9 protein-coding genes are annotated in these 16,095 nt (G+C 68.1%); 6 read left to right on the plus strand and 3 right to left on the minus strand.

The genetic code is table 11. The annotated features are described in order from the left end of the window. Window positions 1-83: 83 nt before the first annotated feature. From AC3QL3_RS03060 to msrA, 4 genes are all read left to right on the plus strand, one after another. A complete protein-coding gene (locus AC3QL3_RS03060; protein ID WP_492896822.1) occupies window positions 84-2,444 on the plus strand; it encodes a DUF3772 domain-containing protein in 2,361 nt (786 codons plus the stop codon). A gap of 84 nt (window positions 2,445-2,528) precedes the next feature. Next, the gene (locus AC3QL3_RS03065; RefSeq protein ID WP_492896823.1) at window positions 2,529-2,939 is read left to right on the plus strand and encodes a VOC family protein; all 411 of its coding nucleotides are present in this window, start codon (window positions 2,529-2,531) and stop codon (window positions 2,937-2,939) included. A 23-nt stretch (window positions 2,940-2,962) separates the two neighbouring features. Next, a complete protein-coding gene (locus tag AC3QL3_RS03070) occupies window positions 2,963-5,374 on the plus strand; it encodes an ATP-binding cassette domain-containing protein (protein ID WP_492896824.1) in 2,412 nt (803 codons plus the stop codon). A 102-nt stretch (window positions 5,375-5,476) separates the two neighbouring features. Next, window positions 5,477-6,103 (plus strand): peptide-methionine (S)-S-oxide reductase MsrA, encoded by a 627-nt coding sequence (msrA, locus tag AC3QL3_RS03075; protein WP_492896825.1) that lies wholly within the window; start codon window positions 5,477-5,479, stop codon window positions 6,101-6,103. A 122-nt stretch (window positions 6,104-6,225) separates the two neighbouring features. Here the strand turns inward: msrA and AC3QL3_RS03080 are convergent, their stop codons facing one another. From AC3QL3_RS03080 to cysD, 3 genes are all read right to left on the minus strand, one after another. Then, window positions 6,226-6,921, minus strand: coding sequence for an SDR family NAD(P)-dependent oxidoreductase (locus tag AC3QL3_RS03080; protein ID WP_492896826.1), 696 nt, complete (start codon window positions 6,919-6,921; stop codon window positions 6,226-6,228). A 193-nt stretch (window positions 6,922-7,114) separates the two neighbouring features. Beyond that, window positions 7,115-9,043, minus strand: a complete 1,929-nt coding sequence (cysN, locus tag AC3QL3_RS03085; RefSeq protein ID WP_492896827.1) for a sulfate adenylyltransferase subunit CysN — start codon at window positions 9,041-9,043, stop codon at window positions 7,115-7,117. Then, window positions 9,043-9,945 (minus strand): sulfate adenylyltransferase subunit CysD, encoded by a 903-nt coding sequence (cysD, locus tag AC3QL3_RS03090; protein WP_492896828.1) that lies wholly within the window; start codon window positions 9,943-9,945, stop codon window positions 9,043-9,045. The genes cysN and cysD overlap by 1 nt, the downstream gene beginning before the upstream one ends. Window positions 9,946-10,230: 285 nt before the next feature. Between cysD and AC3QL3_RS03095 the strand changes: the two genes are divergently transcribed. After that, on the plus strand, window positions 10,231-12,630 hold the full coding sequence (locus AC3QL3_RS03095) for a winged helix-turn-helix domain-containing protein (RefSeq protein ID WP_492896829.1): 2,400 nt from the start codon (window positions 10,231-10,233) through the stop codon (window positions 12,628-12,630). A 247-nt stretch (window positions 12,631-12,877) separates the two neighbouring features. Continuing rightward, on the plus strand, window positions 12,878-16,039 hold the full coding sequence (locus tag AC3QL3_RS03100; RefSeq protein WP_492896830.1) for a BACON domain-containing protein: 3,162 nt from the start codon (window positions 12,878-12,880) through the stop codon (window positions 16,037-16,039). Window positions 16,040-16,095 lie beyond the last annotated feature (56 nt).

The raw sequence follows: 16,095 nt of genomic DNA on the forward strand, positions 1-16,095 counted from the left end.
CAGCCACGGCCTAGATGAAGCGGCGCCGAATCGCGGCGCCGCGTTCGATTGACGCCCCGCAGCTGCGCTTCGATCATGCGCGGATGCCTTCGATTCGCCGTCTCCTCGTTTTCGTCCTGCTGCTGTTCGCCGCCGCGCCGTGTTTCGCGCAGGGCCCCGACACCTCCAAGCTGTTCGACGACGCGCGCCAGCGCATCGCCGACATGCGCAAGCAGCTGGCCGCCGGCGCTACCGACCCGGCGGCGCTGGAAGATTCCGACCTGAGCAAACTGCGCGACGAGGCTGGCGCGATCGGCGACCAGGCCAACGCGCTGGCGGCCGAGCGCGAGCCCAAGCTGGCCGCGCTGGAGGCGCGCAGCAAGGAACTGGGGCCGGCGCCGGAGAAGGGCGTCGCCGAAGCGCCGGAAATCGCCGCGCAGCGCACCGACATCGAGAAACAGCGCGCGGCGCTCGACGGCGAGATCAAGCGCGCGAACTTGCTCGCGGTGGAAAGCCAGCAGCTGCTCGGCGATATCGCCGAAGCACGTCGAGCAGGCTTCCGCGCGCAATTCGCGCAACGTACGGCGTCGCCGCTGTCGCCAGCGTTCTGGAGCGGACTGGCCGGCAGTTTCACGCCGGATTCCGCGCGCGTGGGTGCACTCGGCACCGGTCTTGCCACCGCGCTGCGCGATAGTTTCGCGCCGGACAACCGCTGGTTCGCGCTCGGCGGCCTCGCGCTCGGCCTGTTCTTGATCGTATTCGGACGCTGGCGTGCGGAACGCTGGCTGATGCAGCTCACCGCCAATCGCGTACCGCACGGCCGTCTGCGCCGTTCGGCGCTGGCGTTCGCGGTGGTCGCGATCACCACCTTGTTCACCGGTTTCGGCGCGCAGGCGATCGTCAGCGGACTGGACTGGCACGGCGCCTTCAGCGAGGTCGAATACGCCTTCGTGAGCTCGCTGGTCAACGCGGTCTTCTTCGGCAGCTTCGTCGCCGGGCTCGGCCGCGCGCTGCTGTCGGCGGCGCGACCGTCGTGGCGGTTGCCGCCGATCTCCGACGCATTGGCGCAGCGCTTGCGTCATTTCCCACTCATGCTCGGCGCCGTTGCCGTGGTCGCGATCGTGTTGGTCCGGCTCAATCGCCTGGTCAACATCAGCCTGCCTGCCACCATCTGTGCCAGTCTGGTGCTGGCGCTGCTGTACGCGGGGTTGATCGCCGCGATCCTGGTGCGCGCGAGCGCGGTCGAAGCCGAAGAGGGCGCGGAGCCGGCGCCGCGTCCGGTCTGGATCGGTTTCGCGATCGCGTCGCTGTGGCTCGGCGTCGCCGCGACCGTGCTCGCCGCCTTGATCGGCTACGTCGCCCTGGCGTATCTGATCGCCACGCAGATGATCTGGTTCGGCATCGTCGCAGGCACGTTCTATCTGCTCGTGCATCTGATCGAGGACATCTGCGCGACCGCCTTGTCCTCGCGCGCGAACTGGGCGCAGAAGACGCTCGGGCTGGAACCGCGGCTGCTCGAGCAGGCCGGCGTGGTGTTCTCCGGCGCGTTCCGCGTGGTCGCGTTCGTGTTCGCCCTCCTGGTCGCGTTGGTCCGCTTCGGGTCCGAACCGGCCGCCTTGTTCGCGCGCGGCGCACAGGCGAGCGGCGGCTTGAGCATCGGTCAGATCGTGATCACACCCGCAGCCGTATTCGGCGCGGTGCTGGTGTTCCTGCTCGGCCTGCTGACGATCCGCATGCTGCAGCGCTGGCTGCTCGAGAAATACCTGCCGACCACGCGCATCGATGCCGGCATGCGCAGCTCGGTCACGACCTTGCTCGGCTATGCCGGCGGCGTGGTCGTGTTCGCCTTCGCGCTGTCGGCGATGGGCATCAGCGTCGAGCGCATCGCCTGGGTCGCCAGTGCGCTCTCGGTCGGTATCGGTTTCGGTTTGCAGGCGGTGGTGCAGAACTTCGTGTCCGGCCTGATCCTTCTGATCGAGCGGCCGGTCAAGGTCGGTGATTGGGTCGTGCTCGGCGAGACCGAAGGCGACATCCGCCGCATCAACGTGCGCGCGACCGAAATCCAGATGGCCGATCGCTCGACCGTGATCGTGCCGAACTCCGAGCTGATCACCAAGAGCGTGCGCAACGTGACCTTGGCGAATGCCGAAGGGCGCGTGCTGATCCGCCTGCCGCTGCCGATCGACACCGACGCCGACCGCGTGCGCGAGCTGCTGCTGGAATCGATCACCGCGCATCCGGGTGTGCTGGAGAAGCCATCGCCGTCGGTGCTGCTGGAAGGCATTCAGGGCGGCAATATTCTTTTCGTCGCGACGGCGTATATCGTCAGCCCGCGCCAATCGGGTTCGGTGCGCAGCGATCTGTTGTTCGACCTGCTCGCGCGCCTGCGCGCAGCCGGCATCGCGCTGTCGACGCCCTACGACGTCAAGCTGCGCGGCGTCGACGCGCCGCTGCCGGCGGCCTAGCGGCCCAAGCGATCAGGAATCGAGAAGCGCCGGCCGCCGCCGGCGCCTAGCATGACGGCCTCTTCCACCGCGAGAACGACCGCCATGAACCTCAGCATCAACGCCTGTTTCCTGCCGCACAACGACGCCGACGCCGCGTTGGCCTTCTACCGCGACACGCTCGGCTTCGAGGTGCGCAAGGACGTCGGTTACCAGGGAATGCGCTGGATCACCGTCGGCCCGCCCGGCCAGCCGCACACCTCGATCGTTCTGTACCCGCCGGAAGCCACGCCCGGCATCACCGACGACGAGCGCCGCACCATCGCCGAAATGATGGCCAAGGGCAGCTACGCTTCCATCATGCTCGCCACCGCCGACCTCGACGGCGTCTTCGCGCGGCTGCAGGCGCACAACGCCGAGATCATGCAGGAGCCGATCGAGCAGAATTGGGGCGCGCGCGACTGCGCCGTGCGCGATCCGGCGGGCAATATGGTGCGCATCCAGCAACTGCGCTGAAGCATTGGGGAGCGGGAGAGGCGATGAGCAAGGTCAAGCGGCAAGACGCAGCGGCGGCGCAACGCGCGGCCGACGGCCACGATCGGATTCGCGTGGTCGGCGCGCGCGAGAACAACCTCAAGGACGTCAGCGTCGACTTGCCCAAGCGGCGCCTGACCGTGTTCACCGGCGTGTCCGGCTCGGGCAAGAGTTCGCTGGTGTTCGACACCATCGCGGCGGAGTCGCAGCGGCTGATCAACGAAACCTACAGCGCCTTCGTGCAGGGCTTCATGCCGACCTTGGCGCGACCCGAGGTCGACGTGCTCGAGGGGCTGACCACCGCGATCATCGTCGATCAGGAACGCATGGGCGCCGATCCGCGCTCGACCGTCGGCACCGCCACCGACGCTAACGCGATGCTGCGCATCCTGTTCAGCCGGCTCGGCAAGCCGCACATCGGCCCGCCCAGCGCGTTCGCCTTCAACGTACCCTCGGTCAAGGCGGCCGGCGCGATCACGATCGAGCGCGGCGCCAAGACCAAGACGGTGAAGGAAACTTTCAACCGCCTCGGCGGCATGTGTCCGCGCTGCGAAGGCCGCGGCGCGGTCACCGATTTCGACCTGTCGCAGCTGTACGACCCGAGCAAATCGCTCAACCAGGGCGCGCTGACGATTCCCGGCTACAGCATGGAAGGCTGGTACGGCCGCATCTTCCGCGGCTGCGGCTACTTCGACGCGGACAAGCCGATCGGCAAGTTCAGCAAGAAGGAGCTGCACGACCTGCTCTACAAGGAGTCGACCAAGATCAAGGTCGACGGCATCAATCTGACCTACGCGGGCCTGATTCCGACCATCCAGAAGTCGTTCCTGGCCAAGGACGTCGATGCGATGCAGCCGCACATCCGCGCCTTCGTCGAGCGCGTGGTGACCTTCAGTACCTGTCCCGACTGCGGCGGCACGCGGCTGGCGGAGGCGGCGCGTTCCTCCAAGATCAAGAAGATCAACATCGCCGACGCCTGCGCGATGGAAATCCGCGATCTGGCCGAATGGGTGCGCGGCCTGGACGAGCCCGCGGTCGCGCCCCTGCTCGACAAGCTCTTGCACACGCTCGATTCGTTCGTCGAGATCGGCCTCGGCTATCTCTCGCTGGAACGGCCGGCGGGCACGCTGTCGGGCGGCGAGGCGCAGCGCACCAAGATGATCCGCCATCTCGGTTCCGCGCTCACCGACGTCACCTACGTGTTCGACGAGCCGACCATCGGCCTGCATCCGCACGACATCCAGCGCATGAACGAACTGCTGCTGCGCTTGCGCGACAAGGGCAATACGGTGCTGGTGGTCGAGCACAAGCCGGAAGCGATCGCGATCGCCGACCACGTGGTCGATCTCGGTCCTGGCGCCGGCAGCGGTGGCGGCGAGGTGGTGTTCGAAGGCAGCGTCGAAGCCTTGCGCGCCAGCGGCACGCTGACCGGCCGCCATCTCGACGATCGCGCCGCGCTGAAGTCGTCCGTGCGCGAGCCGTCCGGTGTGCTGAAGGTGCGCGGCGCGGACACGCACAATCTGCGCAAGGTCGACGTCGACATTCCGCTCGGCGTGCTGGTGGTCGTGACCGGCGTGGCCGGCTCGGGCAAGAGCTCGCTGATCCACGGCTCGGTCGCGGGGCGCGAGGGCGTGGTGGCGATCGACCAGGGCGCGATTCGCGGCTCGCGCCGCAGCAATCCGGCCACCTACACCGGCCTGCTCGATCCGATCCGCAACGCGTTCGCGAAAGCCAACGGCGTCAAGCCGGCGCTGTTCAGCGCGAACTCCGAAGGCGCCTGCCCGACCTGCAACGGCGCCGGCGTGATCTACACCGACCTCGGCGTGATGGCCGGCGTCACCAGCGTGTGCGAAGACTGCGAAGGCAAGCGCTACCAGGCCGACGTGTTGAAGTACCGATTCGGCGGCAAGGACATCAGCGAAGTGCTGGCGCTGCCGGTGAACGAGGCGAGGGCGTTCTTCGGCGCCGGCAAGGCGCACACGCCGGCCGCGCACGCCGTGCTCGAACGGCTGGTCGACGTGGGCTTGGGTTACGTCAGCCTCGGCCAGCCGCTGACGACGCTGTCGGGCGGCGAGCGTCAGCGCCTCAAGCTCGCCACGCATCTCGGCGAGAAGGGCGGCGTCTACGTGCTCGACGAGCCGACCAGCGGCCTGCACCTCGCCGACGTCGAGCAGCTGCTCGGCCTGCTCGACCGGCTGGTCGACGGCGGCAAGTCGGTCATCGTCATCGAGCATCACCAGGCGGTGATGGCGCATGCCGACTGGATCATCGATCTCGGCCCCGGCGCCGGCCACGAGGGCGGCCGCGTCGTGTTCGAAGGCCGGCCGGCCGATCTCATCGCCGCGCGTTCGACGCTGACCGGCGAACATCTCGCCGCTTACGTCGGCACCAAGCCGAAGCGCGTGCGCGGCGCGTGAGAGTTTTCGCCGCGCCGCGCCGCACCGGGCGCGGCGATCGGGGTGAAAGCGGAATCGCTGCGCCCCGGTCTTTCAGCGCAACGCCGTGACAGGAGATTGTCGATGTTGCGCTATCTGACCCTGCTGCTCTTGCTGCTGACCAGCGCGGCCTTCGCCGCCGACGACAGCGCGAAACCCGCCCCCGCCGCCGCGCCGACGAGCGAAACCCTGACCCTCGGCGGCGGCTGCTTCTGGTGCGTCGAGGCGGTCTACGCGGAAATCCGCGGCGTCAGCAAGGTCGAATCGGGCTATGCCGGCGGCAGCGTGCCGCATCCGAACTACGAGCAGGTCTCGAGCGGACGCACCGGCCATGCCGAGGTCGTGCAGATCACCTTCGATCCGAGCGTGGTCAGCCGCGACACGCTCTTGCGCGCGTTCTTCACCGTGCACGATCCGACCACGCTGAATCGCCAGGGCAACGACGTCGGCACGCAGTACCGTTCGATCGCGTTCTACCGCGACGACGCGCAAAAGGCGGCGATCGAACGCGCAATCAAGGAAACCGCCGACAGCCATGAATGGAACGGCGCGATCGTCACCCAGGTCGAGCCGTTCAAGATGTTCTACAAGGCCGAGAACTACCACCAGGAATACTTCAAGCTCAACGGCGAGCAGCCGTATTGCCAGCTCGTCATCGCGCCGAAGATCGCCAAGTTCCGCAAGCGCTTCCACGACCTGCTGAAGAGTTGATGCGGGCTTCGCCTCGGCGCGGCAGCGCCGGCGTCGAGGCGAACCACTCCGCCGATGTGCTCGATCGCGATGCCGTGCTCGGCGAGCCGTCGCGGATGCGGAGCCCGTCGGAGCGCGAAGTTCTATACGCGTCCGACCACAGGAATCGAGGCGCCGGTGATTGCGTCGGCGTGATCGGACAAGAGGAACACGATGATGCCGGCCAGTTGCGCCGGTTTGACCCAGCGCTCGAAATCCGCCTTCGGCATGTCGGCGCGGTTGGGCGGCGTGTCGATGATGCTCGGCAGGATCGCGTTGACGGTGACGTTGCGATCCTTCAGTTCATCCGCCAGCGCTTCGGTCAGGCGCGCGACGCCGGCCTTCGACGCCGCGTAGGCGCCCATGCCGGCCGTGGCCTTCGCCGCCGCGTTGGCGCCGATGTTGACGATGCGGCCGCTGGTGTTCTTGGTCAGATGCGGGATCGCCGCCTTGCTCGCCGCCACCGCGCTGCGCAGGTTGACGGTGTAGAGCAGGTCCCAGGTGTCGAGCTTGCCGTCGGCCAGCGTCTCCCAACGGAAGGTGCCGGCGATGTTGATCAGCGCGTCGAGGCCGCCGAGCGCCTTTGCGGCCGCGTCGAGTGTCGCCGTCGCCGCTTCGGTCTGGCCGAGATCGACGCCGCCGAACAAATGCGCGGCGCCGAGTTCGTCACCGGCACGCGGCTGCGGCGCGCGGTCGATCGCGGCCACGCGTGCGCCGGCCTCTTGCAGCGTTTGCACCACGGCGACGCCGAGTGCGCCGAATGCGCCGGTGACGGCGATGCGTTTGCCTTCGAGTGTCATGCGAATGTCCTAGGTCGAGTGGGCCGCGCGGAGGGACCGGCGCGTGCAAGTCGTCGATGATACGCCGCGAGTCTCACCGCGCGGCATCGACGAAGTGTGCATCCGCGTGTGCGATGCGCTCGCCGGCACCGAGAAAAACCTCCGCGTAAGGGCGGATTTTCGTGATCTGCTTGGCGGGTTTTGGGATGAACCGCTACGGCGATAGCGCGGAAATCATCCCACGCTGCACGAGATAGTCGACGATCGCATCGGCCGCCTGTTCCGGGTCGGTGCGCGTGGTGTCGATGTGCAGCTCGGGCGCCTGCGGCGCTTCGTAGGGCGAGTCGATGCCGGTGAAGTTCTTCAGCTCGCCGCGGCGCGCCTTCTTGTACAGGCCTTTGGGATCGCGTCGTTCGACCACCTCGAGCGGCGTGTCGACGAAGATCTCGACGAACTCGTCCGCCTCGACCATGCCGCGCGCGAGTTCGCGCTCGGAGCGGAACGGCGAGATGAACGCGGTCAGCACGATCATGCCGCCGTCGACCATCAGCCGCGCGACCTCGCCGATGCGGCGGATGTTCTCGACGCGGTCGGCGGCGGTGAAGCCGAGGTCCTTGCTGAGACCGTGGCGGATGTTGTCGCCGTCGAGCAGATAGGTGCGCGCGCCGAGCGCGTGCAGGCGCCGCTCGACCAGGTTGGCGACGGTCGATTTGCCGCTGCCGGAAAGTCCGGTGAACCACAGCACGCAGGGTGCGTGGCCGTTCAGGCGCCGCCGCGCCGCCTTGTCGACTTCGAGCGCCTGCCAGTGGATGTTCTGTGAACGGCGCAGCGCGAAACGCAGCATGCCGGCGCCGACGGTCTGGTTGCCGAGGCGGTCGATCACGATGAAGCCGCCCATGTCGCGATTCTGCGCATACGGATCGAACGCGACCGCGCGATCGAGCGTGAGCGTGCAGACGCCGGTCTCGTTCAGCTGCAGCGTCTTCGCCGCGAGGTGTTCGAGCGTGTTCACCTCGACCTGGTACTTCGGCGGTCCGATCGAGGCGCCGACCGTGCTGGCGCCGAGCTTGATCAGATACGAACGCCCCGGCAGCATGGGTTGCTCGCTCATCCAGACGATGTGCGCTTCGAACTGGTCGGCCAGGCCGGCCGGATCGTCGGCCGCGCAGATCACATCGCCGCGGCTGACGTCGATCTCGTCGTTCAAGGTCAGCGTCACCGACTCGCCGCTGACCGCCTCGTTGCGATCGCCGTCGAAACCGACGATGCGCGCCACGCTCGATTGGCGTCCCGACGGCAGCACGCGCACGGCGTCGCCGGGCCGCACGCGGCCGCCGAGCAGGCGTCCGCAGAAACCGCGGAAACTCGAATCGGGCCGGTTCACCCATTGCACCGGCAGGCGCAAAGGTCCTGCGTCGGCCGCTGTGTCGATCTCGACTTGTTCGAGATGCTGCAACAGGCTCGGGCCGCGATACCACGGTGTGTTCGCGCTCGGCGTGACGATGTTGTCGCCGCGCAGCGCCGACAGCGGAATCGCGACGATGTTGCCGATGCCCAGACGCGCGGCGAATTCGCGGTAGGCGCGCTCGATGCCGGCGAACACGCCGTGCGACCAGTCGACCAGGTCGAGCTTGTTCACCGCCAGCACGACGCGGCGGATGCCGACCAAGGAGGCGAGGTAGGTGTGCCGGCGCGTCTGCGTCAGTAGGCCTCGGCGTGCGTCGACCAGGATCACCGCGAGGTCGGCGGCGGAGGCGCCGGTGACCATGTTGCGCGTGTACTGCTCGTGGCCGGGCGTGTCGGCGACGATGAACTTGCGCTTCTCGGTGCTGAAGAAGCGGTAGGCGACGTCGATCGTGATGCCTTGCTCACGCTCGGCCGAAAGTCCGTCCACCAGCAGGGCGAAGTCGAGCGCATCGCCTTGCGTGCCGTAGCGCTTGGAGTCGGCGTCGAGCGTGCCGAGTTGATCGTCGAGCAGCGCTTTCGACTCGTACAGCAGGCGTCCGATCAAGGTGCTCTTGCCGTCGTCGACGCTGCCGCAGGTGATGAAGCGCAACAGGCTCTGCTCGCGGTGCAGCTCCAGATAGCGCTCGATGTCGGTCTCGATCAGGCCGCTCTCAATCAGAGTGTCGTGCGCGCTCATCAGAAATAGCCTTCGGTCTTCTTCTTCTCCATCGAGCCGCTGCTGTCGCGGTCGATGACGCGGCCTTGGCGCTCGGTGGTGCGCGCGAGCAGCATCTCCTGGATGATCTTGGGCAGGGTGTCGGCCTGCGATTCGATCGCGCCGGTAAGCGGATAGCAGCCGAGCGTGCGGAAGCGCACGCTGCGCAGCGCCGGCGTTTCGCCGTCGTGCAGCGGGAAGCGCTCGTCGTCGACCATCAAAAGAACGCCGTCGCGTTCGACCACCGGCCGTTCGGCGGCGAAGTACAGCGACACGATCGGGATGTCTTCCTGGCGGATGTACTGCCACACGTCCAGCTCGGTCCAGTTCGACAGCGGGAACACGCGGATGCTTTCGCCCGGATCGTGGCGCGTGTTGTACAGGCGCCAGAGTTCGGGCCGCTGGTTCTTCGGGTCCCAGCGGTGCTGCGCGGTGCGGAACGAGAACACGCGCTCCTTCGCGCGTGACTTCTCCTCGTCGCGGCGCGCGCCGCCGAAGGCGAGATCGAAGCCGTGCAGATCGAGCGCCTGCTTGAGGCCTTGCGTCTTCCACACGTCGGTGTGCGTGGCCGAGCCGTGCGTGAACGGATTGATGCCCAGACGCTCGGCCTCGGGATTCTTGTAGACCAGAAGTTCCATCCCCGCTTCACGCGCCATGCGCTCGCGCAGTTCGTACATCGCGCGGAACTTCCAGGTCGTGTCCACGTGCAGCAGCGGGAACGGCGGACGCGAAGGGAAGAACGCCTTGCGCGCGAGGTGCAGCATGACCGCGCTGTCCTTGCCGATCGAGTACAGCATGACCGGCCGCTCGGCCTCGGCGACGGCTTCGCGCAGGATGTCGATGCTTTCCGCTTCGAGGCGTTGCAGGTGGTTCAGTGCGGTCATGCGGATCCGGAGTGGCGATCGGGTGGCGAGCGCCGCCTGGGCCGCGCCGCACAGCAGAGTACGATAACGGTTCCGTGCCGCGCGCGCTCGCTGCACTGCGCATACGCGCATGCCGCAAAGGCATATGGCGGCGAGTGGCAGCACGAGGTCGACGCTCGCGAGCGGGACCACGTACCATCTAAAGCTTCGGCGCGAGGCGGCGAGGGCATCGCCAGGCACCGCTGCGGCGGCGACCGGCGGCAGCTCGGGCAGGCGATTGGGGGCTGCGGTTGGTCAGGTCCTGCGATGCATAGACTCGTCTATCGATTCGGGCGATTCGAGCTGGATTCGAAGTCGCGCGAGCTCCGCGGCGATGGCGGCGAGCGGATCGCGATCGCGCCCAAATCGCTCGAATGCCTGCTCTACCTGATCGAGCATCGCGACCGCGCGGTCGGTCGCGACGAACTCATTTCCGCGGTATGGGGGCGGCTGGACGTCAGCGACCATCTGCTCGGGCAGACTTTGCGCGGCGCCCGCCTCGCGCTCGGCGATACCGGCGCCGAGCGAACGACGATCGCGACCGTGCCGCGCTTCGGCTATCGCTGGCTCGCTCCGCTGGAGCAGGCGATGTTGGACTTGCCGGTGCCGTCGCGCGATCCGCCTGCTGTCACGGAATCGCGTCACGAGGCGCAAGACTCGCCGCCGCCGAAAGCGATGCCCGGGCGCGCTGGAGGACCAGAGCTTTCGGCGTCGTCGCCACGCCGCTGGCCGATCTTCATCGCAGTCGCCGTTTCGATCTTGCTCGCCGCCGTGTTGTCGTTCCTATGGCTGCGCTCTAGGCCTGAGACACCCGCCGCGGCGGGCCGCCCCGGCGACGGCCGCGATACCTATCTGGTCTTGCCCGTCGCCATCAGCGGCCTCGACAGCGAAAGCGCTTGGCTGCGGCTGGGCGGCATGGAATACATCGCCGCGCGCTTGCGCGACCAAGCCAGCTTGCCCGTGCTTTCCAGCCGCCAGGCGCTGGCGGTGGTCGGCGACGAACCCTCGAGTGCGACGCGCGACGGCGGCGACGTGCACCGAATCCGTTCGATCACCGGCGCTTCGTACGTGCTGATGCCGCGCGCGGCCCGCGCAGCCGAGGCGTGGACGTTCGAGCTGGACGTCTATCACGGCAACGATCTGCGCACCTACAGCGGCGCCGGCGCGCGCCCGCTGGACGCGGCGGCGGAAGCGAATCGCCATTTCCTTGCGAGCCTGGGCATTGCGGCGCCGGTAGCGGTCGACACTCAGCCCGGACTCACCGAACGCTTGCAGCGGGTCGATGCGGCCTTCCTCAAAGGCGAGCTCGCCGCCGCGCGCACGCTGATCGAGGAGGCTCCGGCCGGCGATCGCGATCGTCCGGAGCTGGCGATTCGCGCCGCGCGCGTCGCCTTCCGCAGCGGCCGGCTGGACGATGCCGCAAGCCTGTTCGAGACGCTCAGCGCGGATACGCCGGAGAACGCCAACAGCATCCGCGTGCGCGCGTACAACGGCCTGGGCAATGTCGCCATGCGCCGCGGCGACTACGCCGAAGGCGAACGCTTCCAATCCCGTGCCATCGACTTGCTGGAAAAAAACGGTCCGCGCGACATGCTCGGCACGGCCTACATGGAGCGCGGCGTGATGTTCGGCGGGCTCGGCAAGCACGAAGAAGCCATGGTGGATTTCGGGCGCGCACGCGTCGAAATGGAACGCAACGGCGACAGCCTCGCGCTCGGCATCCTCGATTTCAACACCGGCCTGGTGGAGTCGTACCGCAATCGTTACGACGCGGCGCTGGCAGCGATGAACCGCGCGATCGAGGTGAGCTTGCGTTACGGCGTCGCCGACGTGCTCGCGACCAGTCTGCTCGGCAAGGCCGACGTGCAGCTGACCGTACTCGACAATGCGGCGGCGCTGGCCACCACCGAACGCTGGTTGAATCTGCTGCCGCAGCTCGAAAATCCGGGTCTGAAGCGCCGGCTCGCCTCGATGCGCATCCGTGCCTTGATCGCCGGCGCACGATTGCTCGATGCGACGCGCGAACTCGACGCCTACCTCAATGCGCTCCCGCAAGCCCGCGGCGATCCGCAGTTCGATGTGCTGCGCGCGCAGATCCGCTACCGCGACGGCGATTTCGCCGCGGTGGTGCGGGCGGGAGAAGGCTTGCTCGAGCGCATTCGCCACGGCGAAGACCCGACCAGCGAGGTGAGCGATCGCGTGGCCTTGCGGCTGCTGGTTTCCGCCGCCGTGCGCGTCGGCGATGCGGCGACGGCACGTCGCTGGCTCGAAGCGTGGGCCGCCAGCCACACGGACACCGGCGAGGCGGCGTGGGAGGACGAATACAGCCTCGCGCTGGCGCGTGCGGAAGTCGCCGCGCCGGCCGAAGCGGCTGCGGCCGAACGCGATTTCGCCCGTGCTCTCGCCTTGGCCGACCGGCACGGGCGCAGCGATCTTGTGGTCGAGTCGGGGCTGGCGCAGGTTCGCCGACAGCTGAGCGACGGTGGTGGTCCGGCGCGCGCGTTGCCGCTCGCCGGCCGTCTCGCCGGCGTGGCCGATCGCGACTACCGTGTCGCGCTGGCGACGGCGGCGATCTACCAGGCCAACGGCGATGGTGCATTGGCCGCCGCGGCGCGCGCGAAGGCGGTCGCGCTCGTCGGTGCGCAAGCGGCGACCTTGGGTTACTGACCGGCGTCGGCGCGTACGCCGTGGTACGGGATGCGACCAGAAGGCTTGCGGCGAATGACGAACCCACGTCGGTGTGCGCCATTGCCGGCGTCGTTGCGTGTTCTTTGCGCGTGCCTTGCGCCGCCGTTGCGGTGTTCGCCGCCGGCCCGACACACGCTGCTGGCAGGCGGGAACGGTCGACGGCGCAGGTTGCCGGGTCGCTCCGCGGCCATCCGTGCCAAGCCGCAACTATTTGAGGGAAGCAATCATGTCGACACCCATTCCTGTCGTCGCCGCGCCGCGCTCCGCATCCACGAACACCTGGTTGGCGCGTGCGCTGATGGCGCTGGCCGGCCTGTTCGCAACGGCGTCGATCGCGGCGCCGGTCATCGCGCTCGACCCCGACCGTCTCTCGGCCACGCTGGCACCGGGGCAGTCGGCGACGCAACCGCTCTCGATTCGCAACCTCGGCAGCGATCCGCTGAACTGGCAAGCGCTCGACCAGAACACGGTCGTGCGCGAATTGCGCCGCGAAGCCGCGCTCGTGCTCGAGCCGAGCGAATATCTGCCCGCGTCGGCGGTGGTCGATCCGGCCGGCCGCTACGCCTATTTCGGTACCGGCACCGCGCCGGGCCAGATCGTCAAAGTCGATCTGCTGACGCTGCAGCGCGTCGGGGCGATCACCTTGCTCGGTGGCGAGGAGGGGGAATCGGAAAGCTATCCGTATTCGGCCGTGATCGATCCGGCCGGCCACTACGCCTACTTCGGTACCGGCACCTATCCGGGCAAGGTGGTCAAGATCGACTTGCAGCGCTTCGAGCGGGTCGGCGCGATCGGCTTGGCGCCGGGCGAGGAGGTTTTGCGCGCGGCCGTGATCGACCCCGCCGGCGAGTTCGCTTACTTCGGCACCGATTCCTATCCCGTGCACATCGTCAAAATCGATCTGCAGCGCTTCGAACGCGTCGGTGCGCTCGATCTGGGTGAGCTCGGCGCCTTGGTCAATGCCGCGGTGATGGACCCGGCCGGCCAGGCCGCGTATTTCGGAGTGGCCTTGGGCAGCGTGGCCAAGATCGACCTGGCCGACTTCAGCCTGGCCGGCACGCTCGATACCGGAGTCGGTACCTTGCTCGCATCGGCATTGATCGACCCGAACAGCCGCTACGCCTACTTCGGCACCGAAGGCACCAATCCCGGCCAAGTGGTGAAGATCGACCTGGCCAGCTTCAGCCTCGCCGATACTTTGACGTTGCAAACGGGCGAGCCTTGGGCCAAAGCGGCGGCGATCTCGGCGGACGGCGCGTTTGCGTATTTCGGCACCGGCACCGACCGGGTCACGCCGGCGCGCGTGGTCAAGGTCGATCTCGCAAGCTTCAGCCGCGTCGGCGCGGTCGCGCTGAACGAAGGCGAGAGCAGGCCCGACGCCGTCGTGATCGACCCCACCGACGGCGGGCTCTACTTCGTCACCTCGACGTTTCCCGGTCGCATCGTCAAGGTCAGCGATCAGGCACGCCATTGCGACCTGCCGAACTGGGCCAGCATCGCGCCCGGCAGCGGTGCGGTTGCTGGCGGTTCGAGTCAGACCGTCGATGTCGGCTTCGACGCGACCGGCCTCGCCGTCGGCCGCCACGAAGCCGCGCTGTGCCTGCAGAGCGACGACCCGCTGACGCCGCGCGCGGCGCTGCCGTTGTCGATCGAGGTGCGACTGGCCGAGGTGTCGCCGCCGCAGTTCGGCTTCGACCTCGTGCGCGAGAGCAACAGCAGCGCCACGCTGTCGATCGTCAATCGCGCTGACAGCACGCTCGCCTGGACCATCGCGACGGCCGATCCGGTGCAAGGCTGCGCGACGTCGACGACGCTGTCCTGGCTGACTCCCGCTCCCGCGTCCGGCACTCTCGCCGCGGGCGCCAGCGCGAAGGTCGACGTCACGGTCGCAGCGAACGGTCTCGCCGCCGGTTCCTACGCTGCGCAGCTGTGCGTCAGCAGTGCCGTCGGTGCCGACACGCAGTCCGACGCGCTGGCGGTCAACCTGCTCGTGCGCGAACCCGCGCCGGCCGTCGCCGTCGTGCCCGGCAGCCTGTCGCGTACCTTGCCGGTGGGCGAGAGCGTCAGCTGGGATTTGTCGATCCTCAACACCGGCATCGCCGCGCTCGACTGGACTCTCTCGCGCCAAAGCGTGGCGTCGCACCTCGACGGATTCCTGCCGCTCCAGCTCGACGGCGACCCCGCCGTCAGCGGCGACATCGCCACCACCGCAGCGGTGGTCGACGCCGAAGGTCGCTACGCGTATTTCGGTACCAGCGCTTCGCCGGCGCAGATCGTGAAGGTCGATCTGTCGACCTTCGCGCACGTCGGCGCGATCACCTTGCCGACGGGCGAAGACCGTCTGGTTTCTGCGGTGATCGACCCGGCCGGCCGTTACGCCTACTTCGGCACGCAAACGGCGCCGGGCCGCGTGGTGCGCATCGACCTCGACCGCTTCGAGCGCGCCGGCACGATCACGTTGGCGGCCGGCGAGGATTTGCTCGGATCCGCGGTGATCGATCCGAACGGTGCATTCGCCTACTTCGGCACGCGCACCGATCCCGGCCGCGTGGTGAAGGTCGATCTGGCGAACTTCGCGCGTGTCGGGGCGATCGAGCTGGACAGCGCGCAGGATGAGAACTACCTGGTCTCCGCCGTGATCGATCGCGCCGGCGAGTTCGCCTACTTCGGCACCGGTCCCTACGCGGGCAAGGTGGTGAAGATCGACCTGACCGACTTTCGCCGCCTCGACAGTCTGCGCGTGGCGGACGGCTATCTCGCCGCGGCCTTGCTAGACCCGAGCGGCGACTTCGCCTACTTCGCTACCGATACCGGCAACCCGTTCGTCGGCGCGCAACTGATCAAGCTCGACCTGAGCCGATTCCGCATCGCTGCCGTGATGGCGCTGTCGGGGAACAACCTCGAATGCTGCACCAGCGCCGCGGTGATCGATCCCTACGGCCGCTACGCCTACATCGCCAGCACCATCGGCGCCGCCACGCGCCTGGTCGAACTCGATCTGCACGACTTCGTTCGCGTCGGTGCCGTTCAAACCGACGTGGTCGAGAACGGCTTGTTCGCCGCGGTGATCGATCCGGCCGGCCGCTACGCCTATTTCGGTGGCCCGCTCTACGTCGGCAATCGCGTGCTGCGCGTCGAGCGCCGCTTGTCTTGCGCGCTGCCCGACTGGTTGCGCACGTCGGAGGACAGCGGCAGCGTCGCCGCGGGCGGCACGCAAAGCCTGACGGTCGAGGCCGCCACCGCCGCTCTGACGCCGGGCGTACACACGGCCGATCTCTGCTTCGCGAGCAACGACCCGGCGCAGCCGCTGCTCGAAGTGCCGGTTCGGCTCGACCTGACGGCGGACGATCGTCTGTTCGCCGACGGCTTCGATGCCTCGGCGCGTTGAGACGATGCCGGCGTCGAGCGAATGCGTCGCAGCGTGCGCGCGGCGACGGAGCGCCG

The organism is Dokdonella sp. GW821-FHT11D02 (genome assembly GCF_058808595.1).

Excerpts from the sequence above, each read along its gene's own strand:
- AC3QL3_RS03060 (WP_492896822.1), top strand. The coding sequence starts at position 84 with ATGCCTTCGATTCGCCGTCTCCTCGTTTTCGTCCTGCTGCTGTTCGCC.
- AC3QL3_RS03065 (WP_492896823.1), top strand. The coding sequence starts at position 2,529 with ATGAACCTCAGCATCAACGCCTGTTTCCTGCCGCACAACGACGCCGAC.
- AC3QL3_RS03070 (WP_492896824.1), top strand. The coding sequence starts at position 2,963 with ATGAGCAAGGTCAAGCGGCAAGACGCAGCGGCGGCGCAACGCGCGGCC.
- msrA (WP_492896825.1), top strand. The coding sequence starts at position 5,477 with ATGTTGCGCTATCTGACCCTGCTGCTCTTGCTGCTGACCAGCGCGGCC.
- AC3QL3_RS03080 (WP_492896826.1), bottom strand. The coding sequence starts at position 6,921 with ATGACACTCGAAGGCAAACGCATCGCCGTCACCGGCGCATTCGGCGCA.
- cysN (WP_492896827.1), bottom strand. The coding sequence starts at position 9,043 with ATGAGCGCGCACGACACTCTGATTGAGAGCGGCCTGATCGAGACCGAC.
- cysD (WP_492896828.1), bottom strand. The coding sequence starts at position 9,945 with ATGACCGCACTGAACCACCTGCAACGCCTCGAAGCGGAAAGCATCGAC.
- AC3QL3_RS03095 (WP_492896829.1), top strand. The coding sequence starts at position 10,231 with ATGCATAGACTCGTCTATCGATTCGGGCGATTCGAGCTGGATTCGAAG.
- AC3QL3_RS03100 (WP_492896830.1), top strand. The coding sequence starts at position 12,878 with ATGTCGACACCCATTCCTGTCGTCGCCGCGCCGCGCTCCGCATCCACG.